This window comes from Streptomyces sp. (assembly GCF_031178505.1).
Lineage (GTDB): Bacteria > Actinomycetota > Actinomycetes > Streptomycetales > Streptomycetaceae > Streptomyces > Streptomyces gulbargensis.
This window is the reverse complement of the sequence record NZ_JAPSIW010000001.1, coordinates 1-19,376: the sequence shown is the minus strand read 5'-3', so window position 1 is coordinate 19,376 and position 19,376 is coordinate 1. Positions and strand designations below refer to the sequence as shown.

33 protein-coding genes and 2 pseudogenes are annotated in these 19,376 nt (G+C 69.5%); 8 read left to right on the top strand and 27 right to left on the bottom strand.

Annotation, left to right across the window (positions count from 1 at the left end; translation table 11 throughout):
* Window positions 1-115 precede the first annotated feature (115 nt).
* Window positions 116-379: a hypothetical protein gene (locus RIF68_RS00175; RefSeq protein ID WP_309049050.1), complete on the top strand. Its 264-nt coding sequence runs from the start codon at window positions 116-118 to the stop codon at window positions 377-379.
* A 15-nt stretch (window positions 380-394) separates the two neighbouring features.
* Window positions 395-868, top strand: coding sequence for a GIY-YIG nuclease family protein (locus RIF68_RS00170; RefSeq protein WP_309049049.1), 474 nt, complete (start codon window positions 395-397; stop codon window positions 866-868).
* 56 nt (window positions 869-924) lie between these two features.
* Here the strand turns inward: RIF68_RS00170 and RIF68_RS00165 are convergent, their stop codons facing one another.
* The 25 genes from RIF68_RS00165 to RIF68_RS00045 all read right to left on the bottom strand — a co-directional run bounded on the left by RIF68_RS00165 (window position 925) and on the right by RIF68_RS00045 (window position 12,180).
* On the bottom strand, window positions 925-1,104 hold the full coding sequence (locus tag RIF68_RS00165) for a hypothetical protein (RefSeq protein ID WP_309049048.1): 180 nt from the start codon (window positions 1,102-1,104) through the stop codon (window positions 925-927).
* Complete coding sequence (locus RIF68_RS00160) at window positions 1,101-1,565, bottom strand: hypothetical protein (RefSeq protein ID WP_309049047.1); 465 nt, start codon at window positions 1,563-1,565, stop codon at window positions 1,101-1,103. The genes RIF68_RS00165 and RIF68_RS00160 overlap by 4 nt, the downstream gene beginning before the upstream one ends.
* The gene (locus RIF68_RS00155) at window positions 1,562-2,440 is read right to left on the bottom strand and encodes a hypothetical protein (protein WP_309049046.1); all 879 of its coding nucleotides are present in this window, start codon (window positions 2,438-2,440) and stop codon (window positions 1,562-1,564) included. The genes RIF68_RS00160 and RIF68_RS00155 overlap by 4 nt, the downstream gene beginning before the upstream one ends.
* Window positions 2,437-2,640: a hypothetical protein gene (locus tag RIF68_RS00150; protein ID WP_309049045.1), complete on the bottom strand. Its 204-nt coding sequence runs from the start codon at window positions 2,638-2,640 to the stop codon at window positions 2,437-2,439. Before RIF68_RS00150 ends, RIF68_RS00155 begins: the two co-directional genes overlap by 4 nt.
* Window positions 2,637-3,008 carry a hypothetical protein gene (locus RIF68_RS00145; protein WP_309049044.1) on the bottom strand — a complete coding sequence of 124 codons (372 nt, stop codon included), beginning with the start codon at window positions 3,006-3,008 and terminating at the stop codon, window positions 2,637-2,639. Before RIF68_RS00145 ends, RIF68_RS00150 begins: the two co-directional genes overlap by 4 nt.
* Window positions 3,009-3,068: 60 nt before the next feature.
* On the bottom strand, window positions 3,069-3,911 hold the full coding sequence (locus RIF68_RS00140; protein ID WP_309049043.1) for a recombinase RecT: 843 nt from the start codon (window positions 3,909-3,911) through the stop codon (window positions 3,069-3,071).
* Complete coding sequence (locus RIF68_RS00135; protein ID WP_309049042.1) at window positions 3,908-4,813, bottom strand: lambda-exonuclease family protein; 906 nt, start codon at window positions 4,811-4,813, stop codon at window positions 3,908-3,910. The genes RIF68_RS00140 and RIF68_RS00135 overlap by 4 nt, the downstream gene beginning before the upstream one ends.
* Complete coding sequence (locus RIF68_RS00130) at window positions 4,810-5,139, bottom strand: hypothetical protein (protein WP_309049041.1); 330 nt, start codon at window positions 5,137-5,139, stop codon at window positions 4,810-4,812. Before RIF68_RS00130 ends, RIF68_RS00135 begins: the two co-directional genes overlap by 4 nt.
* Before the next feature lie 116 nt (window positions 5,140-5,255).
* Window positions 5,256-6,368, bottom strand: coding sequence for a DNA polymerase III subunit beta (gene dnaN / locus RIF68_RS00125; protein WP_309049040.1), 1,113 nt, complete (start codon window positions 6,366-6,368; stop codon window positions 5,256-5,258).
* On the bottom strand, window positions 6,365-6,499 hold the full coding sequence (locus RIF68_RS00120) for a hypothetical protein (RefSeq protein ID WP_309049039.1): 135 nt from the start codon (window positions 6,497-6,499) through the stop codon (window positions 6,365-6,367). Before RIF68_RS00120 ends, dnaN begins: the two co-directional genes overlap by 4 nt.
* 91 nt (window positions 6,500-6,590) lie before the next feature.
* Window positions 6,591-7,190, bottom strand: a complete 600-nt coding sequence (locus RIF68_RS00115; RefSeq protein ID WP_309049038.1) for a hypothetical protein — start codon at window positions 7,188-7,190, stop codon at window positions 6,591-6,593.
* Window positions 7,187-7,567 carry a hypothetical protein gene (locus RIF68_RS00110; protein WP_309049037.1) on the bottom strand — a complete coding sequence of 127 codons (381 nt, stop codon included), beginning with the start codon at window positions 7,565-7,567 and terminating at the stop codon, window positions 7,187-7,189. Before RIF68_RS00110 ends, RIF68_RS00115 begins: the two co-directional genes overlap by 4 nt.
* Window positions 7,564-7,752, bottom strand: coding sequence for a hypothetical protein (locus RIF68_RS00105; RefSeq protein WP_309049036.1), 189 nt, complete (start codon window positions 7,750-7,752; stop codon window positions 7,564-7,566). The genes RIF68_RS00110 and RIF68_RS00105 overlap by 4 nt, the downstream gene beginning before the upstream one ends.
* Entirely contained in the window at window positions 7,749-7,973 is a 225-nt protein-coding gene (locus RIF68_RS00100) for a hypothetical protein (protein WP_309049035.1), read from the bottom strand. The genes RIF68_RS00105 and RIF68_RS00100 overlap by 4 nt, the downstream gene beginning before the upstream one ends.
* Window positions 7,973-8,188: a hypothetical protein gene (locus RIF68_RS00095; protein WP_309049034.1), complete on the bottom strand. Its 216-nt coding sequence runs from the start codon at window positions 8,186-8,188 to the stop codon at window positions 7,973-7,975. Before RIF68_RS00095 ends, RIF68_RS00100 begins: the two co-directional genes overlap by 1 nt.
* Entirely contained in the window at window positions 8,185-8,757 is a 573-nt protein-coding gene (locus tag RIF68_RS00090; protein WP_309049033.1) for a hypothetical protein, read from the bottom strand. The genes RIF68_RS00095 and RIF68_RS00090 overlap by 4 nt, the downstream gene beginning before the upstream one ends.
* Window positions 8,754-9,002 carry a hypothetical protein gene (locus RIF68_RS00085; protein ID WP_309049032.1) on the bottom strand — a complete coding sequence of 83 codons (249 nt, stop codon included), beginning with the start codon at window positions 9,000-9,002 and terminating at the stop codon, window positions 8,754-8,756. The genes RIF68_RS00090 and RIF68_RS00085 overlap by 4 nt, the downstream gene beginning before the upstream one ends.
* Window positions 8,999-9,307, bottom strand: coding sequence for a hypothetical protein (locus tag RIF68_RS00080; RefSeq protein ID WP_309049031.1), 309 nt, complete (start codon window positions 9,305-9,307; stop codon window positions 8,999-9,001). The genes RIF68_RS00085 and RIF68_RS00080 overlap by 4 nt, the downstream gene beginning before the upstream one ends.
* Entirely contained in the window at window positions 9,304-9,723 is a 420-nt protein-coding gene (locus RIF68_RS00075; protein ID WP_309049030.1) for a hypothetical protein, read from the bottom strand. The genes RIF68_RS00080 and RIF68_RS00075 overlap by 4 nt, the downstream gene beginning before the upstream one ends.
* Entirely contained in the window at window positions 9,720-10,094 is a 375-nt protein-coding gene (locus tag RIF68_RS00070; protein ID WP_309049029.1) for a hypothetical protein, read from the bottom strand. The genes RIF68_RS00075 and RIF68_RS00070 overlap by 4 nt, the downstream gene beginning before the upstream one ends.
* Window positions 10,091-10,327 carry a hypothetical protein gene (locus RIF68_RS00065; RefSeq protein ID WP_309049028.1) on the bottom strand — a complete coding sequence of 79 codons (237 nt, stop codon included), beginning with the start codon at window positions 10,325-10,327 and terminating at the stop codon, window positions 10,091-10,093. Before RIF68_RS00065 ends, RIF68_RS00070 begins: the two co-directional genes overlap by 4 nt.
* A complete protein-coding gene (locus tag RIF68_RS00060; protein ID WP_309049027.1) occupies window positions 10,324-10,719 on the bottom strand; it encodes a hypothetical protein in 396 nt (131 codons plus the stop codon). Before RIF68_RS00060 ends, RIF68_RS00065 begins: the two co-directional genes overlap by 4 nt.
* Complete coding sequence (locus RIF68_RS00055; RefSeq protein ID WP_309049026.1) at window positions 10,716-11,534, bottom strand: phage antirepressor N-terminal domain-containing protein; 819 nt, start codon at window positions 11,532-11,534, stop codon at window positions 10,716-10,718. Before RIF68_RS00055 ends, RIF68_RS00060 begins: the two co-directional genes overlap by 4 nt.
* A 101-nt stretch (window positions 11,535-11,635) precedes the next feature.
* Complete coding sequence (locus tag RIF68_RS00050; protein ID WP_309049025.1) at window positions 11,636-11,932, bottom strand: hypothetical protein; 297 nt, start codon at window positions 11,930-11,932, stop codon at window positions 11,636-11,638.
* A 2-nt stretch (window positions 11,933-11,934) separates the two neighbouring features.
* A complete protein-coding gene (locus RIF68_RS00045) occupies window positions 11,935-12,180 on the bottom strand; it encodes a helix-turn-helix transcriptional regulator (protein ID WP_309049024.1) in 246 nt (81 codons plus the stop codon).
* A gap of 174 nt (window positions 12,181-12,354) precedes the next feature.
* Here RIF68_RS00045 and RIF68_RS00040 point away from each other — a divergent pair, with 174 nt between their 5' ends.
* From RIF68_RS00040 to RIF68_RS00030, 3 genes and pseudogenes are all read left to right on the top strand, one after another.
* Window positions 12,355-12,795, top strand: a complete 441-nt coding sequence (locus tag RIF68_RS00040) for a hypothetical protein (RefSeq protein ID WP_309049023.1) — start codon at window positions 12,355-12,357, stop codon at window positions 12,793-12,795.
* 418 nt (window positions 12,796-13,213) lie between these two features.
* The gene (locus RIF68_RS00035) at window positions 13,214-14,602 is read left to right on the top strand and encodes an integrase (RefSeq protein ID WP_309049022.1); all 1,389 of its coding nucleotides are present in this window, start codon (window positions 13,214-13,216) and stop codon (window positions 14,600-14,602) included.
* Window positions 14,599-14,739: pseudogene (locus RIF68_RS00030) on the top strand (undecaprenyl-diphosphatase); the annotation flags it as partial. The gene RIF68_RS00035 and the pseudogene RIF68_RS00030, both read left to right, overlap by 4 nt.
* On the opposite strand, the gene RIF68_RS00025 reads toward RIF68_RS00030, so the two are convergent.
* Together RIF68_RS00025 and RIF68_RS00020 are read right to left on the bottom strand one after the other, a co-directional pair.
* Window positions 14,693-15,394 carry a poly-gamma-glutamate hydrolase family protein gene (locus tag RIF68_RS00025; protein WP_309049021.1) on the bottom strand — a complete coding sequence of 234 codons (702 nt, stop codon included), beginning with the start codon at window positions 15,392-15,394 and terminating at the stop codon, window positions 14,693-14,695. The pseudogene RIF68_RS00030 and the gene RIF68_RS00025 overlap by 47 nt on opposite strands.
* Before the next feature lie 131 nt (window positions 15,395-15,525).
* Window positions 15,526-16,200 carry a PASTA domain-containing protein gene (locus RIF68_RS00020; RefSeq protein WP_076687222.1) on the bottom strand — a complete coding sequence of 225 codons (675 nt, stop codon included), beginning with the start codon at window positions 16,198-16,200 and terminating at the stop codon, window positions 15,526-15,528.
* Between the two features lie 575 nt (window positions 16,201-16,775).
* Here RIF68_RS00020 and RIF68_RS00015 point away from each other — a divergent pair.
* The 3 genes and pseudogenes from RIF68_RS00015 to RIF68_RS00005 form a co-directional block, all read left to right on the top strand.
* Window positions 16,776-16,955 (top strand): hypothetical protein, encoded by a 180-nt coding sequence (locus RIF68_RS00015; RefSeq protein WP_076687221.1) that lies wholly within the window; start codon window positions 16,776-16,778, stop codon window positions 16,953-16,955.
* Window positions 16,956-17,081: 126 nt separating this feature from the next.
* Window positions 17,082-17,579 (top strand): nuclear transport factor 2 family protein, encoded by a 498-nt coding sequence (locus tag RIF68_RS00010; RefSeq protein WP_076687220.1) that lies wholly within the window; start codon window positions 17,082-17,084, stop codon window positions 17,577-17,579.
* Between the two features lie 903 nt (window positions 17,580-18,482).
* Window positions 18,483-19,376 (top strand): annotated as a pseudogene (locus RIF68_RS00005) (hypothetical protein); the annotation flags it as partial.

Genomic DNA, 19,376 nt, shown 5'->3' with positions numbered 1-19,376 from the left:
GCGGTCGGCTTCGCGGCTGGCGCGAACCCATATAGCCAACATACACTTGGCCACATGCGTGTTGGCTATAGTTGTGCAACTGGATGTGGCCTAGGCCGTGTGGGACCATGCGGCCATGACCGAGGAGGAGACCGTGACCCGCCTGAAGGAGGCCGCCGAGGCGAAGCGTGCCGCCGAGAAGGCCGCGGCCAAGCAGTTTGAGGACGCTGTGGCCGTTGCCTTGATCGACGGGCTGAAGCCCAGCGCAGTCGCCACGGCAACCGGCTACAGCTACGAGACGATCCGCCGCATCGCGCGCAGGCGGAACATCGAGCCGCTGCGTGAGCCGACCGTCACCAGTAGGAAGAAAGCCCAGTCGGGGGGCGACTCCCCGGCCTGACCGAGGAGAGCCCGCGTGGCGCACATCGAAGACCAGCCGACCTCCGTGTACCGCCTGTACACCCGTGGGGGTCGGCTTCTGTACGTCGGCATGACGAACAACCCCGATACCCGCTTCGCCTTCCACGCCCTGACCAAGCGCTGGTGGCATCTCGTCGAGAAGCGCGAAATCGAATGGCATCCCAATCGAGGAACCGCCCGCCAACATGAGGCCATCGCCATCAAGGCAGAGAAGCCCGTCCACAACTCGATGCACGCCGCGGCCGACGCTCACGACACTCCCCTGCGTGACGCCCGAAGCCGTCTGTCCACACTGGTCGACGAAGTCCGCGTCGAGCACGAACCGCGCTGGCTCACCTACTTCGGTCAGCGATACGTTGCGCTGGTCGAGCCCGCCTTCCATGAGGAGGCCGTCGAGAACGAGCGCATAGTCAACGCGCTGCGCGAGATCGATCCCGAGCTCTACGCTCGACTTTCCGCCGACGACTGATCGCATCTCTCCTCCTCCCTCCGGGCCCCGCCGCGTGCGGGGCCTTTGTCGTGCGGCTATGGCTTGCTGGTGAGGTGCCAGCCGTTGCAGGCGCGGCAGTGGTAGGCGCGGGTTTCTTGCCGCCGCCAGCTGGCGGATTCTTTGAGGACGGCGAGGGCGTATTTGGCGCCGATGCGGTCGCGGTAGCGGCGTTTGCCGGTCGGGCAGTCCGTCGGCCGGGCGCGGGCCGCGGTCATGCGGCGGCCCGCTGCCGGTGGCGGTGGACGGTGCGGGGCGAGCAGTGGATGCGTTCGGCGGTGATGTCGGCGGGGTGTTGCCAGGTGGCGCACTGCTGGATGGCGGCGGCGCGTTCGCGTGAGGTAAGCCGGTGGGGTGGGTCGCCGGCGGCGGCGCGTTCGATGGCCGCCCAGTCCGGTTGTGCGGGGATGTAGGTGCGGGCCTGGTAAGCCCGTGAGCGGATGCGGGAGCATGCGCGGCAGTACAGCCAGCCGTTGCTGTCGTGGGCCCGGTTCTGCGGGAAGGGGTGGCCGTGGCGGCATGCGGGGCTGTCTGCGGTGGTGCGGTAGCCGGGCAGGCCGAGGTGTTTGCGGTGCCGGGCGACGGTGGTTCGGGCGGCACCGGTCGCCTTGTGGACGGCGAGGTCGCTGTGGCCTTCCCGGAGCAGCTTCTCGATGTGGAGGCGCACGTCGGCGTTCACGCGGCTACCGCCTTGCTGCGGTCGCGCTTCTGTCCGCTGCGCCATTCGGCGACGATGTTGCGGACGGTGGAGATGGACACTTCGTGGTTGAGGCGGTCGAGGATTTGTTCGGGTTGGTAGCCGCACCAGGCGAGGTGGATGATCTCCTCGCGGCGCAGGGCGGCGCGCTCGTGGAAGTTGAGTTCGGCTTCGGCCTCGTCGGGGTCGAAGGCAGGGTCGTCGATGCGGCCGTAGTCCTCCCACCACTGCGGGTCCGGCCAGCCCTCACGCTCGGCCCGGTTGCGCGTCTTGCGCGCCACCCCCGGGGCGACCCCGTGCTCTACCGGGTTCTGGTCTCGCAGTAGCTCATAGCAGCGCTTCACAGCCTTGGCGCTGTCGGCGCTCACCCTTGCCTGCAGCGCGAGCCGGGGGGCCGTGGCCGGATGGACGCCGATGTGGGGGCCGAGGGTCTTCATGGGCCAGCCGAGGCGTGCCAACGCCTGCAGCCTGCGGCGGGTTCCGGTGCTGTCGATGAGGTGCGGCACGCCTTGGTCCACGCTGACGGCAAGGATCTTCTCTGCGATGTCGGGGGTGGCACGCCTTTTGCGGGGACGCTTGGGGCCGAGGTCGTACAGGAAGCCGCTGACCGTGGCCGTGTAGAGACCTGCGATCTCGGCGACCTGGGCGCAGCTCATGCCGTGTGCCTTCAGGTTGAGCAGGTGCTGGTGGATGGGTTCGGCATCGACGAATGGCTGCCAGGTGCCGTAACCCTGCTTCCGGTAGCGGATGTTCTGGTACGCCCGACTGCGTGCCATGCACTCGGGCCGCTTGCAGCGGTACTCCTTCACGCAGGTGAGGTTGCGGTGGTGGGGGGCTTCGCGGACGGTGGTGGTCACGGCCGCTTCTCCTCTCGCTGCTGGATGTCGGCGATGGTGTGGTGGGCGCGCGTGAAGCTGGCGCCGATGCGGTTGGCGGCGTGGTAGCCGGCGAGGACGGCTGCGGCACCGGTTGCGGCGAGCAGGCCGCGCCAGGCGTACTGGGCCCGGGTGAGGGCGGTCGTGTAGGTGTCGATGACGGCGAGGGCGTCGGCGGTCATGCGGCCCTCCGCTGCTGTCGTGCGTTGCGGCGCTGGCGGGCGATGCGGCGGCCGTCGGCGGTCAGTCGCCAGACGGCGATGGGGTGGCCGTGGGTGGCGGCCGACGTGGAGGGCACGTACTGGCCGGTTCGTTCGATGATCCCGGCGGCCCGCAGACTGTTGATCGCAGCGCCGAGGAAGCCGGTGCCGAGGTCGGGGAGCACGTCGCGGATCTGGTTGCACGACCATTCGGCGTGCTGCTCACCGAAATGCAGGACGGCCTGCTCGACGAGGAACCGGTCCCATTCGGAGTGCTTGGCGATGTCGGCGAGGAGCGCGTCCTTCTCGGTCGACGCGAGCCGCTCGGCGACGGTCAGGTGCTTGGTCACTGTGGTCTCCTAGATGAGGAGCCGGCTGCCTTGCCCGCAGCCGGCTCAGGCGTGCGCGGGCTAGGCGACGATTTCGGCGTCGACGGGCTCGTCCTCGGAGTCCGGTTCGCCGTCGTCGAGGGCCGTGGGCTGCGGCATCGGCGGGAGAGGTTCGGCAGGCTGTCCGGCCGTGATCTCTGCTGCGACCTCGGCCTGGGCGCGGAGCTGCTCGCGCATGTACTCGGCCGAGGTAGGCACCCACTTGGAGAGGCGGCGCACGGCCGTCTTCAGCCACATGGCTTCTTCGCTGGTGTTCCACGGCGAATAGTCGGCGCCTTTGCCGTTGGCGCTGTCGGACTTCTCCTTGGCCTCCATGACCTGCCGCCGGTTGAGGACGACGACCTTGGATGTGGCACCGTCCTTCATGACGGCGTAGGCGTAGACGCCAACGAGGTCGCCGCGTTCGCCGCTGAACCAGTCGATCTCGTGGACGGGGCGCTCGTCGCGGCCGGGAACGTACTGGAAGCTGTCGCGGGCGCGAACCGTTTCGACGATGACGGAGGAGACGGCGCCCGCCCGGTAGATCAGTTCGACGATCCCCTGGTAGCCGACGATGCCCTTGATGATGAACTTGTATCCGTGGGCCTTGGACTTGCGCGGAGTCAGGTAGAACTGTTCGGTTCCGGGCTCAAGCCCCAGACGTGCGGCGGTCTTCAGCTCGCGCAGGAAGACGCCGACGTCGGTCTGTGCGGCCTGCATGAGCATCTTGTCGCCTCGGATGGCGCCGGATGCGAGGCGCACCCACTGGTCGACGTTGATGTGGGAGGGGACAAGGGCCGCGTACTCGTCGCGGTACTGCTCGATCTGGGCGGCGGGCCCGTTGTCGCGGACGGCGACGGCGTTGGAGACGTTCTGTTCGGTCATGCTGCGGTGCTCCTGTTTCGTGCGGGCTGGAGGGAGTAGGTCTTGCCGTTGCGGACGGTGCGGGTGGCGACGCGGTCGTCGCCGCAGATGGCCCGCCGGCCGTCGGCGATCTGGTCGAGGACGAGCCCGGAGGCGTGGCGCTTCTCTTCTTCGGCCGCCTTGAAGGCGGCGAGGGAGGCGAAGTAGCGGTCGCGGAGGGCCGGGTCGATGGGGACGTCGACGTCGACCATTCCGTCGGGGATCTCCTTGACGGCCTGGAAGGTGGCGGTGTGGCCGTCGATGGAGGGGGCCTGTCCGGCGGCGAGGGAGTCCATGAACGCCTGGCCCGCGGTGAGCATCAGCTGGGTGTCGGCGTCGTCGGGCTCGACGACGTATTCGCGGTAGTCGGAGAGGCCGATGAGGACGGCGACGCGACCACGGCGTGCACCGAGGGCGCGCAGGTACCAGCGGACCTGGGCTTTGTAATGGACGGGGATCTGGTCGGTGCCTTCCTCGCCCCATTCGTGGTCGTCGTAGGCGGTTTTCGCTTCGATGACTTCGAGTTCGCCGTCCGGGGTGAAGCCGAGCCGGTCGGGGTTGGCGATCCACCAGGGCAGGTCGTCGGCGGCGTAGGTGCCGGACGGGAGGACGAGGAGTTCGGGGTGCCGGGTGGCGAACTCGTCGCAGATGGTGGGCTCGTGCTTTTTGCCCCAGTACATCTCCGAGGCTTCCTGTACCGGCCCGACGTTGCCCTTCTTGCGGTGCCACAGGGAGAACGTCGACTCGTGGGGGCTGAGGCCGAGGATGGCGGAGATCTCGGAGCCGCCGATGCCGTTGGCGCGGGCCGCGTGCCATTCGGGGCTGCCGGGCTGGAAGGTGCCGAGCAGGCGGCCGGCGGGAGGGGCTGGCTGGACGGCGGTCATGCGGCGTCTCCGATGCAGGTCTCGCAGCGGCCTCGGAGGTCGAATGGTCCGGCCGCGTCGCCGCAGGTGCAGGTGAGCGGCGCCTGGCCGGTGGCGATGGCGTGGAGCTTGGCGAGTCCTTCCTCGTCGTAGCGGGCGAGGTGCATGGCCGCGGACAGGGCGGGATAGGCGTCGCGGAGGATGGCCCGGTTCTGGTGGTCGGCGCGCTCGATGGCGGCCATGAGGTGCTCGGTGAACGGGCCCGGCTGGCATCCGCCTTGCCGGTCGTAGCGCCACAGGACGTGGCGGGCGGTTTCCTTGGGAATGGTGGGGCTTGTGGTGCTCATGTGGCGCTCCAAAGGGTGTCGGGTGCCGTGGCCCCCGCCCGTGCGGGGGTGGATGGGGTGGGGGCCACGGCTGCCGCGGAGCCGGAGGGTGCTCTACGCGGCGTCTACGGTGGCGGCTACTTGAGGCGGACGGGCATGCACACGGCCCGATAGGTGGTGTTGTCGTCGTCGGCGTGCATGAGTACCGACTTGGTCGGCGTGTACAGCCACAGCCGCACCGGGCCCTCCATGGGGGCCAGCAGGGAGCTGAGGAAGCCGGGCCGGAAGGCGATCTGGAAGCCGTCCAGGTCGACTGTTTCGGCGTCGACCTGGCTGATGCCCCTGCTGCCGTCCGTGCCGCCGCGCACCGTGATCCGTTCGCGAGTGAAGTCGAGGACGACCGGCTTCTCCTCCTTGTCGTTGACGAGTGCGGCCCGCTTCACCGCCTCCATTAGCTCGCGGCCGTCGACGATCGCCCAGCCCGAGGCGCCTTCCGGCTGCGGAAACAGCCGGCCGATGTCCGGGAACTCGCTGGCGATGGTGCGGCTGGTGACGGCCAGTCCTGCCCCTGTCAGGGCTGCAACCCCGTGCCCGTTGCCGAAGGACAGGTGCACGGGCCCGCCCGCCAGGGCGCGGGACGTCTTCTTCAGGTCTTCGGCCGGGATGAGGAGGCTGCCGTCGCCGTTCTCAGGCCGCCAGTCGAGGGCGTGCTCGACGAGCCGGTATCGGTCGCTGGACCGGATCCGCAGGGTGTCGCCGAGGGCGGCTACTTCGACGCCGCCGAACGCTTCGAGCTGCCCGACCGCATCGTCGGTGCTCATGGCGGCCTCGGCGGCGTGCGCGACGGCCTTGTTGAAGGCAGGGCCGTCGACGGTGCCGGACTGCTTGGGCGGGTCGGGGAGGGCCGGATAGTCGCGACGTTCCATGGCGGGGAGGCTGAACGCGTTGCCGGGCGTGGACACCGTCACTTCGTGGTCGTCGGCAACCACATCGACAGGGCCGGCAGGCAGGGCGGCGGTCACGTCGGCGAGGAGCCGCCCGGACACGAGCACCTGGCCCGGCTCCAGCGTCTCGGCGTCGAGTGTGGCGCGGGTGCTGGTTTCCAGGTCGAACCCGGACAGGGTCGCCGTGTCGGCGGTGGCTTCCAGCAGGAGGCCGGCGAGGACGGGGTTGAGCGGCTTGGCGGGCAGCCGCCGGTGGGCTCGTCGGGCGGCTTCGGCGAGTTCTTTCTGTTCGATGCGGAGTTTCATGCTGCTTCCGTCTCGGGCTCGTCCTGCTCGACGGTCTCGTCGTCGCGGGGCTCAGGCTGGGCGTAGCCCTTGGTCTGCAGGTCGGTGAGCGGGAAGAGGGGGAACTGGGCGGGCTCGGTGATGTCGTTCACGGGGTTCTCCTGAAGGTTTGGCCGCCGGCCGCGGCGGGGCGGGTCACCGCACGGCCGGCGGAGTCTGAGGCAGCGTCGAGGCGGTGCCGGTTCAGAACAGGGCGGGCTCTTCGACCTTCCGCCAGCCCGAGAGCGTCCAGGCCATCCCGGCCTGTCGGCTGCTGTCACAGATCGGGTGATGGCATTCTTCGCCGGTGATGCTGTCGAAGCCGCGGCACGAGATCAGGTAGTGGAAGAGCCGGGAGCTCACGATCTTCTCCATTGGGGAGAGCTGGCTGTCCCGTACCAGGGCTGCCTCGAGGGTGGCTGCGGTGCCTGTGCCAGCGCAGCCACCTGTTCCGTAGGGGTCTCCGTGGCGGGCGATGAGCTGCTGGCGTGTCACCTCGGCTACGTCGCCGCACACGCGGCAGCCCGTGACGTACAGGAGCTCTGTGGTCTTGTGGTCCCAGTGCTTGGCCCATGCGATCTCACCCGGGCGGGGGCGAGTTGCCGGGTCGTAACGGTCGTACTCGCCGACCGTGTCCGGCATGTGTCGCCAGTGGTGCACGAGGCTGCCGCTCTTCTGGTCTAGCCGGAATACTTTGATCTCGAACGGGGTCGCCTCGAACCAGTAGCGGCGCCCGCCGATGACGCGTCCCCAGGCCGTCGTGGTGCTGTTTCCGCTGAGAGGCCGCCGTGCGGTGATTTTCACGACGCCTCCCTCACGGCCGGGAGCGGCAGGGTGTCATCCTCCGCGCGGCCCCAGCTCGCCTGCCGGGGGCGGTGGGCGTCCCAGAGGGGCCGGACGTCGATGGGTGCGGTGGCCTGGTCCTCGACCGCGGTGGTGTCGCGGTGCATCGGCGGGGCGGTGACGATCTCGGCTTCGGTGCGCTTGTGTCCTTCGGCCTGCCAGGCGTCGTACACGTGCTGGCGGTCGTCGACGAGGAGCATGAAGTAGTCGTCGGCGGCGGCCTTGAAGTTGAGGAGCTTGGTGTTGTCGGCTCGGAGTGCGGCGACCTGCTGTTCCAGGGCGGCGATGCGGTCGCCGACCCGGTGTTTGCCTGTCTTCGGCCGGTGGATGAGGCTCACGACGTCTCCTTCTTCTTGGCGAGGTCGCGGATGCCGGGCCGGGGGTGGGCGACGGGTGTGCGGCTGGTGTCGCGTTCGGGCCGTCCGGGCGCAGGTTGCGGGGTGGTGCGGGCGGAGATGGCGGTGGCCTCGACGCCGAGGAGGAACAGCAGGCCGCAGGCGAGGACGGTCAGATCAGGGCTCATGTCGTGACCTTCCGGGTGAGGAGGTAGAAGCGGCCGTCTTCCGCTCCGCCCTGGATGAGCAGGCCCCGCTTGCGGAGGGCGGCGAGGTCGTGGCGGGCGGTGGTGCGTTTCGGGGCGCCAAGGCCGCGGTTCAGGTCGTGCACGCGGCTCGCCCTGATGACCCCGCCTTCGGCTTTGAGGGCTTCGAGGAGGCGTGTCTGTCGTTCGCTGAGCTGGCTCATCACGCCCCCTGCGGGTTGAGTTCGTCGGGGATGTCGACGTGGCCGTCGAGGATCGACCGGATGAGGTCGGGGTCGGTGATCCAGCGGGGCACGGGCCGTTCGACGACGCCGACGGCGGCGAGGAGGCCGGGCAGGATGACTGGCGGTGCGGTTGCAGGCATGGGCGGCAGGTTGTCGAGGGCGGTGGGCCGCTCGGGCAGGATCGCGGTCATCACGCCACCGCCTTCGTGCTGTCGGTGCCACCCACGGGGGTCTGCTGCCAGTCGCGCATCGGACGGCCGACGGTCGTCCTCCACACGATCGGGCCGTGGCACTTGCGGTACGGGTTGTGGAACCAGGCCCGGCGGAAGGACGTCTTGCCGCAGTCGGGGCAGGCGATCTCAGGCCCGACGTGTCGCCTGTGGCCCCTCGCTTCGAACGCTTCCTGCCGCTGGTACTCGTCGGGGCGTTCGAAGTCGAGTGATCCGTCGATGACGTCGGCGTCCTTGAGGGGGATGTCGGTCCAGTCGTCGGCCCAGTAGGCGAGGGCTTCGTCCTCGGTCTCGGCGTCGACCCACAGAACCCGCACGATCGTCTCCGTGACGATGATCGGGAAGCGCCGTTCGTTGATGCCCCACGCGTTGGCGGGCAGCGTCTCTTCGAGGAGCGACTCGACATCCGGGTCGGGCAGTTCGGGCACGATCCGCTGCCACTTCTGGCCGAGGTACTCGTGCGGACCGACGTGCTGCAGGTCGCGGTCGCACCTCTGGTAGCTGCTCTCCGGCCTCAGCTCTCCGCACTTCATGCCGCCACCTCCGAGAGTCGCCTCTGCTGGGTCTTGATGTCGCGGATGCGATGGAGGGCTTCGATGAGGTCGTCGATTCCTGCGAGCGATGTGGTGGTGAGGGAGATCGACAGCTTGTCGCTGCCTTGCTCGTCACCGAGGACGAGTCGCTGCTCCGGCCTGCCGTCGAAGCCCCGCCCGAAGTCCGTGCCCACCGGGCCGTCATCCAGGTCGTAGAGAAGGCCACCGATGATCCGTGCGGTCATGATTCGTCTCCGTCCTTGGTCTCGGCCCGGAGGCGTGTGATCTCAGCGCGGGCTTCGGCGAGCTCGTCGGCGGTGGTGCGTGCCCGCTCGGCGTGCTGTGCGACCGTGTCTCGCCACCGCTGCACGCCGGCGAGCACGCGGTTGGCGACGGCCAGCATCTGCTCGGGCGGCATGTTCTTCGGCGGCGCGATGACGATCTGGTCCCCGGCAAGATTGCCCGGGTACAGGTAGAGGTGGCCGTCGGTGCTGCCCATCGATTCGATCTGGCCGTCGGGCGTCCAGGTGGTGCGAAGACTGCTGCTCACGAAGCACCTCCGGGGCGCACGTCGATGTGGGTGAGGGCGATGCAGGCGGAGTGGCCGTTCACCCAGACGACCGGGGTGTGGCCGCTGAGGACGGTGGCCCGGCTGCGGGTCGTCGTGACGAGGTGCTCATCGCCGGGGTGGTCCTCGGGCCGGCAGCCGGGGTAGGCGATCACGGGGGTGCCGACCGGGTTCGCGGCGTTGAACCGGGCCGCCTGACGCCACAGGTTGTTGAGTGCGGTCTGGCGGGCGATGAACGCCGCCCAGCCAGGGTCGTCCTCGCAGGCGCACGCCTCGGGGTGGGCGCAGGCCAGGGCCGCGAACTCGGCCTCCAGCGGCTCCGGCTGATGCCGGTACGCCTCGGCCAGTGCAACGGCCTTCGCGTCGCTCTCGACGTCCACGATCGGATTCGCGGTCATGATGTGGCCTCCTCGTCTTCGCGCTTCCACTGCTCCTCGCGCTCACGGAGCTGGCACTCGACGTTGAAGGCACCCTCGTAGTCGCGGTCCTCGCGGGCGGTGACGGCGAGTTCGGCGTAGGACCGGCGGATCTCGTTGCGGTGCGCCTCGACGGCCGGGCGCTTCAGCTCCCGCACCCGAGCCCGTGCCTCGTCGCGTTCGGCGCGGACCGCAGCCAGCTCGGCGGCGACTCCGGCGCGCACGGCGGGCATCACAGCGTCGGCGATAGCGAGAGTCCGCTCCGTGTCGCGCTGCCCGTAGGTGGGGTAGATCAGCTCGGCGATGTGCTTGCGGATTTCGGTTTCGCGCTGCGGTGTCAGGCGGTCGGTCATCGCTGGTCACCGCCCTCGGTCTTGCGGAGCAGGTTGTGGACGACGTCGCGGGCCGTCTCCCAGCCCAGACCGCCGCCAACGGCAGCCCGCTGCTGCGGGTCCTGGATCGCGGCGTACACCTCACGCAGCACCTCGGCGCGGTAGGCGTCAGCCAGCCGCTCAGCCCTCGCGAAGCCCGGCTCGTTCGGCAGGGCTACCAGGCAGAAGCCGATGAGGTTCTCGCGGGCGCTCATGACGCGCTCCCCGTCAGCGGGAGGGCCAGCTTGACGATGCTCAGCAGCAGCTCATACGGCACCGGTGCCCCAGACTCGGCGAGATCCTCGTACCGGCCGAAGAGGCGGCGGAGCTCCCGGCGCTGCGCCTGCAACTCGGCGGCGTGGGCCAGCATCTGCTCGTCGGCGATGCGCGCCTCCCAGTACACGGTGCCAAGCTCACGCCGCGCCGCCTCATGCTCAGCCACGGGAAGGTGGAAGAACGCCCGTTCGACGATCTCGTGCACCTCGAAGCCTTCCGGGCGTTCAGCCCTCAGCTCCTCGTCCGCCTCGGCGAACATCGCCTGCAACGGAGTCATCACCAACTCAGGCTGGACAGCGACGATCGCCTCGAAGTCCGTCAGGTCACTCATGCCGCACCGCCGAGCGTTTCCTGCTGCGGGTACTGGGCGGCGTAGTAGCGGTCCCAGGTCTCCTCGAACACCGGCAGGTGCCGGGCCGTCCACGCCTTCGTCTCCCGCACCGAACCGTTCGGCAGATCCGCCTGCCGGGTTCCGATGTCCTCGCCCGTGCGGCCCTTCCAGATCGCCGCGGCACGCCGGCCGAACCAGGACTGCGCCGACTCGATGTCCTTGCGCTTCAGGCCCTTGCCCTTGAGGAAGTCCGGCACGTACAGCGGCACGTCCATCGGGTCGACGTCCGGCTCCTCGCCCAGCGCGCGGGCGGCCACCAGGCGGCCCTTCGTCTCCAGCCACCCCGGCGAGACGATCGGCGCCAGGATCGACAGCACCTCGGCCTGCTGCTTCGCCCGCGAGATCAGCGAGTCGAGCTGGTCCTCCGTGGCACGCGGGTTGATGGTGCCGCCCTGCGTCCAGTACGCCTCGATGGCATCCGCGGTCTCGTTCTGGAACGCGACCAGCGTCGGGCGGGCCTCGACCTTGACCCGGTTCTCGTTGATGGTGGCCAGCAGCATCAGAAAGGTACGGACCGTGGCCGTCGAGTGGAGGCGCGTCTGGGTGTCACCCGGCAGCTGCATGGGGCTCTGCCCCACGGAGGCCCAGGAGCGAGTCTTCAGCTTGGCGAGCTGCGTCGAGTAGTCGAGGCCCAGCGACTCGATGGCGGGCTTGAGTAGCACGCGCGGTTCGTCGTCGATCAGAGTGGTGTGGATGGAGCCGGCGGACAGGTCGAGTTTCACGACCTCGCGGGACTCAGACGATGATGGGGACACGGGGTCCTTCTTTCTCTTGCAGGTGGATTGCAGGTGAGGGAGTTCCTCGGAGGCCCCGTCTGCCGGTGTGTGGAAGCCCGGCGGGTGGGGCCGCATCGCCGTCAGGCGGCGGACTTGGCGGGCTTGCAGATGCCCTTGCGAAGGCGCGTGATCTTGGCGGGCTCGGCGGGGACGCGGCAGAGCTTGCGGATCTCTTCGCGGTCCTCGGGGCTGAGCCACTTCGCCCGGCCCATGCGGGTGTGGGGGAAGCCGTGGTGGTTGAGTCCGTCGAGGAGCCAGCGCTTGCCGCAGCCGAGGTCAGCGGCGGCTTCGTCCGGTGGCAGGTAGCCGTCGCGTCGCATCATCGTCTCGGTGTCGGCTGTCGCGGTGTCGTTGCTGCCGGCGGTGGGGGTGGACATGATCACCTCTCTTCTGGGTCGCCCACTGTTCGGGCGAGGATCTGGTCGTCTGTGGCGTTGAGGGCGGTGCGGAGCCGTATGTAGCGCTCAGGCCCCATGCACTCCCGGGTGCCTGTTTCGAGCCGTTGCAGGTAGCTGCGTGAGATGCCTGCCGCGTCAGCGACTGCTTGGACTGAGTGGCCCTGACTCATGCGCCGTCTTCGGAGTGATGGCCCGTGCACCTGGTAGGTGGCTGGGGGTCTTTCCATGCACTGAAGCTACGCGTTTCTACGCGTTAACGCTACTAGTACCGCGCAGTAACATGTAGAAACGCGCATTTTTTTGCCCGAGCGGCTCGCGCCACGACACGGAATCGTCAAGGTTCCAGCCAGATAGCTGAGTGTTCCTAGCTGTTCCTACGAGCTCCTGCGATGATGTGGGTCATGCCACCCCCCTACGACGCAGCCGCGCTGCAGCGGCTTGCGACCGCAGTCATCCAGCGCCGCGTCGACCTCGGACACAACAAGATCGACGTAGCCAGGGCCGCGGAATTGCAGATCAACACGTACAGCAAGATCGAAGACGCCAAGCCGGTGCGCCTGACCACCTACGGCAAGGTCGAAGCCGTCCTCGGCTGGGCGCCCGGCAGCTGCATCCACATCCTCGACGGCGCCGCCGCAGCCACCCTCATAGAGCGGGACGAGGCGGGCACCATCTCACCGGTCCGAGCCGAAGACCTGGCGAAGGACGTCGGCGACGCCGTGCAGAACGCCGCTATCGCGGTCGGCGACGATCTCAGCGCCGCCCAGATCCGCGCCCTCAAGCAGCGGGCGGTGGAGGAGGTTATGCAGCGGTGGAAGGAGCGCGGAATTGAACAAGATTGATCAGATCTGCGGCACAACCTTTTCCATACACCGATTCGTTACCTAAGAACGAGCGCCACTCTGGACGAACCTGGTCACAACCGCCCGTCAACATGGCAGCATCTTCAACTACTTGGGAGGTTCCCTCGCACCCGAAAGGGGGAGCCCATGCACGAACTGCTCGTGGTCGACCTGGGCCCCGGATTCTTCGGATTCCATGGCCAGGTGGCTGGGAAGGTCGTGTGTGTTGCGACGCCGAAGGTTAAGTACGACGCACAAGCGCGACGCAAAGTACGTAGCCTGATAGAGCGTCAAGGAGGCTCCTGCGCCGACTGCCAGAACTGCGTCATAGGCAGCCAAGGGTCGTAGGACAGGAGCAGCGGAGGGCCGGCGGCAGGGGTGCCAGCCGGTCACCGCAACGCAAGACCAGGGGGCGAACATGGCCTACGTCGAGTGGCGCGGAAACACCTGCCGAGTCGTGTGGAACACCGGCGCCAAAGATGAACGCGGCAAGTGGATCTACGACCAGCAGGGCGGATTCACCGACGAAGTCGTTGCCAAGAACTACGGTCTCGACCGCGAGGCGGACATCCGCAACGACCGCTACGTCAGCAAGCGGGACGGCTCCCTCCTCATGCGGGACTACTGCCGCACCTGGCCAGAGACTCTCGACGTCGGGCACCTGCGCGACAAGGCGATCCGGTCCATGCTGCGCCTGTACATCGTGCCCCGCTGGGGCGATACCGCGGTCGGAGACATCAAGCCCTCCGCCTACCGGGCCTGGAAGATCCAGCTCAAGGCGAAGCCCAACGTCGGCGACAAATACGGTGAGGAGATCCTCACCGTCTTCTCCATGCTCATGGACGACGCCGTCGACGACGGCCTGCGCGCCGCCTCGCCGGTCCCGAAAGGCAAGCGCGCCCGCCGCGGGAAGTACACGAAAAAGCCGCGCGAGCGCAAGCGTGAGATGCGCATTGAGGACGTCCATCAGTTGGCGTGCAACGCGCTCGTCTTCTGGGGTTTGGACGGTTTCGTCTTCGTCTGGACGATGGCCTGCACCGGCATGCGGCCCGCCGAGCTGTACGCCCTGCGACGCGCCTACACGCACCCCGCCTGGCCGGCCTCCGACCCGCTGGACGACCCGGAGGAGCGGGACCGGGCAGAGCGGCATGCGGAGGATCTGGAGCGGTACGGCCCGGACCTGATGCCTGCGGTGCGTGTGCAGTGGCAGCACCAGAGGGAGGGCGGCGAACTCAGGGAGTTCCCGCCGAAGTACGAGTCCCGGCGCGCTCTGGTGATCCCGCCGTTTCTCGCCTCGCTGCTCGAGCTATTGCTGGGCAGTCACGATGGCGAGTACGTGTTCCGGTCGGTGACGGGCGGTCTGCTGGCGAACGCGAACTTCACCTACTACTACTGGCGGCCGGTCGCGGACGGCAGGAAGGCGTCGCAGGAGTTCGAGCGGACACGCCTGGGACAGCGGCAGAAAGTATCCTCGCGCCGCCCGCTGCCGGAGATTCCGGCGACCGCCTATGCCAGGAAGCGCCTGTATCTGGTGCGGCACGGCCACAAGGAGTGGATCGACGAGGACGGTCACAGCCGGATCGCGACGGAGACCCGGATGGGACATGAGGTGGCCGGCGTCGAGGGCCTGTATGCGAACGTGACAACGGGTATGGAGCGGGCCATCATGGATTCGTTGCAGGAGCGCTTCGAGCGGTTCCTGCGGGAGGAGAGGCCGGAGTTGCCTGACGGTTCTCCCATTTCTCTCCCACCCGCACTTGTTGAATGGTGGAAACAGCAGGTCACAGCGGTGAACCAGTCCGGTTGATGATCTGGTTCATGAAGTTCATCACCACGAAGAGCTTCATGCCCTTCGTCTACTACCGCGTCGTACTCGGCCTCGTCCTGATCGTCCTGGTCAGCATGGGCGTCCTGAGCCCGCACGCGGGCGAGTCGGCGGGATGAGTTCCGAGCGGTCCGCGGCCGGGGCCGGGGCCGGGACGGTGCAGGCCGAGCGCAGGGCCGCCGCGTAGCGGAAGAAGGCCTCCGTGCGGGCGCCCGACTCGCGTGACGGGCGGGTGAGGTCCCCGCCGGGGAAGAAGCTGCGGCGCAGGGCCTGGCTCATCTCCAGTTGTACGCCGCTGCCCGACAGCGTCCTGTTGCAGATGTTGGCGGGGTTGGTGCCCGCGATGTCGCCCGTGGCGGCGGTCACGGTGAAGCCGGCGACCCGCAGTTCGCCGGCCGCGCGGGCGGCCAGTGCGGTGTCCCGGCCGCCGATGGCGGTCGTGGAGAGCAGGCGGTCGTCGTCCTGATAGCCGTGGAAGGACAGGCAGCCGCGGGCCGTCGCCACCAGGGCGAGGGCGCGGGGCTCGTCGTAGTTCGTCGACGTGATGTGCAGGTCGCCGTTGCCGGAGGACTTCATTCCGTCGAGTTCGTAGTACCGCAGCCACGTCCCGGCGACCTCACGGGCCATTTCACCGGACCCCGCCTCGATGCCGCCGCCGTGGATGGCGATGGACGCCAAGGACGCCCCCGCCGGGTCGGTGGACCGGATCCGGTAGTCGACACCGTCGACCTCCGCCGCCGCGAGCTCCGCCCAATCGCCGTACAGATCCGCCACGTGATCTCACGCCCCCTCCGGGCTGTAGTCGGAGGCGCTGTCACCACCGGTCGCCGTCCCTACGTGCCCGGAGTCGGCGGTGCCGTCCGGCGGTGACGTTGCGCGCACAAGTGTCCTATACCGCCATGACGTCAGCAGGACTCCTCGAACTTCACCGCACTGAGCGTCACGGGCCGGCCGTCGAGCTTGGCGCCCGCGGCGGGCTCCTGGCCGCACACCTGCCAGTTCGACTCCATGAGGATGAAACGGTCCTGACCCGAGGCGTCATTGACCGTGATGCTGGTGCCGGAGTCGAGGGCCCCGCGCGCCACCTTGACCGCCTTGCCCGTGAAGTCGGGCATCTTCGCTCCCGCGGCCCGGGGCTCTTCCGCGCCCGCGTCCTGGGCGGGGCAGGTCTCCTCGAGCTTGACCGCGGCGAAGTCGACCTTGGTGTCGGTCGAGTGGTCCCCGGCCTTCGGGGTCTGCGAGCAGACCTTCCAGTTCCGGTCGAAGGCCTGCATACGGTCGCGGCCGAGCGCGTCGTGCGAGGTGAGGCCGTAGAAACCGGCCGCCTGTGCCTGGTCCTGCGCGGACTGCAGCCCCTTGCCGGTCATGTCCGGCAGCGCGGCGGTCTCGGCCTTCTCGTCCCCCGCCTCCTCGTCCCCCGCCTTCTCCTCCGACGCCCCTTCGTCCGCTTCTCCGGTGACGACGGGCTTGTCGGTGGTGGTGCTCGTACCGGTGCTCGATGCCTGGTCCGGGCCGCAGCCGGTGAGTGCGAACAGGCTGGTGCCGACGACGAGCGCGGCGGCGATGGAGCGGGCGTGCATGATCCCCCTGGGATGGCGCAGGTGCTGAAGGGATCATCATGCGCCACGTGGGGGACGGTGAAGACGCAGTGACGTTTTGGAGGACCTCGATCCTCTGTTCGCCCCCTGTCCGCCCTCCACTCACCCCTGGTTCGTCCTCTGCCACCTCGCGTTCGCCCGTCCTGCGCGGAGCGCATACAGGCACACGTGGGCGTCACCCCGGCGACGAACGCCACCCCGGCACGGGCGCCACCTTCCCGCCGGACGGTGGCACCCTGCCGGACCACGGCGGACCACGCCGGCCTGGTGGCCGGGCCTAGGACTGGGGGCGGCTTCCGTGGTTGGCCGCGTGCTTGCGGCGGGCCTTCTTCTTACGGCGTCGCTTCGACGACATCTCGCCACCTCTCTCGGTAGAACTCAGCGCGGGCTCCGTACGCACTCGACAGGGATACGTCACACCCATCGAGCCGCTTTCCACCGTTCCATACCGATATGAGAGCGGCTACCCGAGGCAGATCGGCCTCGATCGATCACTTGGCGGAGGTGTGCGGTAGCTGACAGTTCCGATTGTCGTAGGTATCGCCTAGGCTGGCCGCATGCCCTTAACCCCACCACCCCATGGTTCCGTGCGCTCTTCGGCGGAACTGAACGAGCGCATCCGCAGCCTGTGGCTGCGTGCCGGCGGACGCCTCTCGGCCGAGCAGCGCGCCGAGTACGAGCGACTGGTGACGGAGTGGGCGGCAGCGGTCCGCGCGGAGATCGTGAAGGCCGCCTAGCGCCGCCTGGAGCCTGTCGTTCGGATCAGCCCCGGCCGACCCTCGGCGCCGGACCACCGCCCACCCGGCGGGCGCGGTTCCTGCACGCCCCTTGGCTCGGCACCTCCCGTGCCCAACACTGAGCCGATGACGCAGCGCGTGGAACTGGCCGCCGTGATCGACCGTTTGGCCATCGATGCCCTCATCACCGAGTACGCGGTGACCGTCGACGACGGCGACTGGAGCGCCTACGAGCGGCTCTTCGCCGCGCAGGGCCGTGCCGACTACGGCTCGGCGGGCGGTATCGCGGGAAGCGCCGCCGAGGTCGCGGCCTGGCTGGCCGAGACCATGCGGATGTTCCCGATGCGCCAACATCTCATCGTCAACCGGAAGCTGGAGTTCGGCCTCCTCGACCAGGACGTCGGCGACACCGCGCGTGTGCGGGCCGACTATGTGAACCCCATGCGGTTCCCGGACCGCGACGGCGACGCGCAGTCCACGGCGCCGGACTTCGAGTGCGGCGGTCGGTACTCCTTCGCGCTCCTGCGGACCCCCGCCGGCTGGCGGCTGCGGCAGGTCACGGTGGAGGAGAAGTGGCGCCGGATCAGCGAGCGGGCCCGCGAGGCAGCAGCCACCCGGAAGTGATCCGATCCGGCTCGCGCTGACGCGGCAGGTGGCCGTCCTGACCGGCCGGGCCGGGCCGCCGGTCAGCCCTGCATGGCTGCCCGACATGGCCCGCTCCTCCGTCGGGCCGGCCCCACCGCCGCGGGATGGCCCATCCCGGCCGCCCACCGGGGGGGTGACCCGCTTTAGCCGCCTACCGGGGAGTGCCCCACTCCGGCCGCCCGCCGGGTAATGCGCACTCCGGCCGCCCACCCGGAAGTGACCCACTCCAGCCGCTCACCGGGGAGTGCCCGACTCCAGCCGCCCGCCCGGAAGTGACCCACTCCAGCCGCCCGCCGGTCAATGCTCACTCCAGCCACCCACCCGGAAGTGACCCACTCCGGCCGCCCGCCGGGGAGTGCTCGACTCCAGCCGCCCGCCCGGAAGTGACCCACCTCAGCCGCCCACGGGGAAGTGCCCCACTCCGACCGCCCGCCGGAGAGTGTTCGCTCCCCCCACCCGGAAGTGACCCACTCCAGCCACCCACCGGGAAGTGCCCCACCCCAACCGTGCAGGCGATCCGGCCCGCTCCGGCCGTCCACGTGAACCGGCCCGCCTCCGCCTCCGGCAGAACTGACTCACCCCCGCCGGAAACCGGCCGGCCTCCGCCGAGGACCGCCCCGCTCCCCCCGCCCCGTGCCGCCGAGCACGAATACCCCCTGTTCTAGATCGCCGAGGGCGCGCACACTGGGACGCCCGGCGGGGCGGCGGGATCGAGAAAGGCGCTGCATGTATCAGTTCGGCGACCGCGACGGCGACGGCGCGGGAGACGGCTCCGGGGTCAGCACCGGAGACGGCACCGCGGCCACCACCCGAGGCGGCACGGGAGGCGGCACGCAAGGCGGCGACCGGCGGGGTCGGTCCGGGGCTCTCGCCCGGCGGGCCATGGCCTCACGCTGGTCGCGCGGCGGCATCGCCGCCCTGGCCGGCGCGCTCCCCGCCCTCGCCTTCCCCGCGCCGTCGCTGTGGTGGTTCGCGTACGGGGCGCTGGTCCCCTGGATCCTGCTGATCCGCACCGCTCCCACCGCCCGGCGGGCCATGCTCGACGGCTGGCTCGGCGGCCTGGGCTTCATGGTCGCCGTACACCACTGGCTGCTGCCCAGCCTGCATGTCTTCACCGTGGTCATAGCAGCGCTGCTGGGGCTGTTGTGGGCGCCGTGGGGCTGGCTGGTCCGCCGCCTGCTCGGCGGCGCGGCGTCTCCGGGGCGGGCCACGGCGTCCCTGGTGGTCCTGCCCTCGGGCTGGCTGATGGTCGAACTGGCACGGTCGTGGGAGAACCTGGGCGGCCCCTGGGGCCTGCTCGGTTCCAGCCAGTGGCAGGTGGCCCCGGCGCTGCGGCTCGCGTCGGTGGGCGGGGTGTGGCTGGTCAGCGCACTGGTCGTGGTGGTGAACGTGGGCCTCGCGCTGCTGGCGCTGACCCTGGCGGGGCGGCTGGCGGCGGCGCATGGCCCGGCATCCCGCACCGGCGCCTCGGGGCCGGACGGCACGGGACCAGGAGTCACGGGCGCCACCGCCCCGGCCACCGCCCCGGAGGTCCCCACCCCCCGTACCACCGGGCAGTCCCCCACGTCCGGCACCACCGCACAGTCGCCCCACGCCCCCCATACCGCCGCACAGTCCCCCGCGCCTCGCACCACCGCACGCGTCGCCGGCACCGCCGTCCCCGCTTGCGCGGGAATCCTCGCCGTGGCCGCCCTCGCCGCGGCCGCCTCGGCGTGGGCCCCGCGCCCCCAGGCCGCCGGGGAGGTCCGTATCGCCGTCGTGCAGCCCGGTGTCATC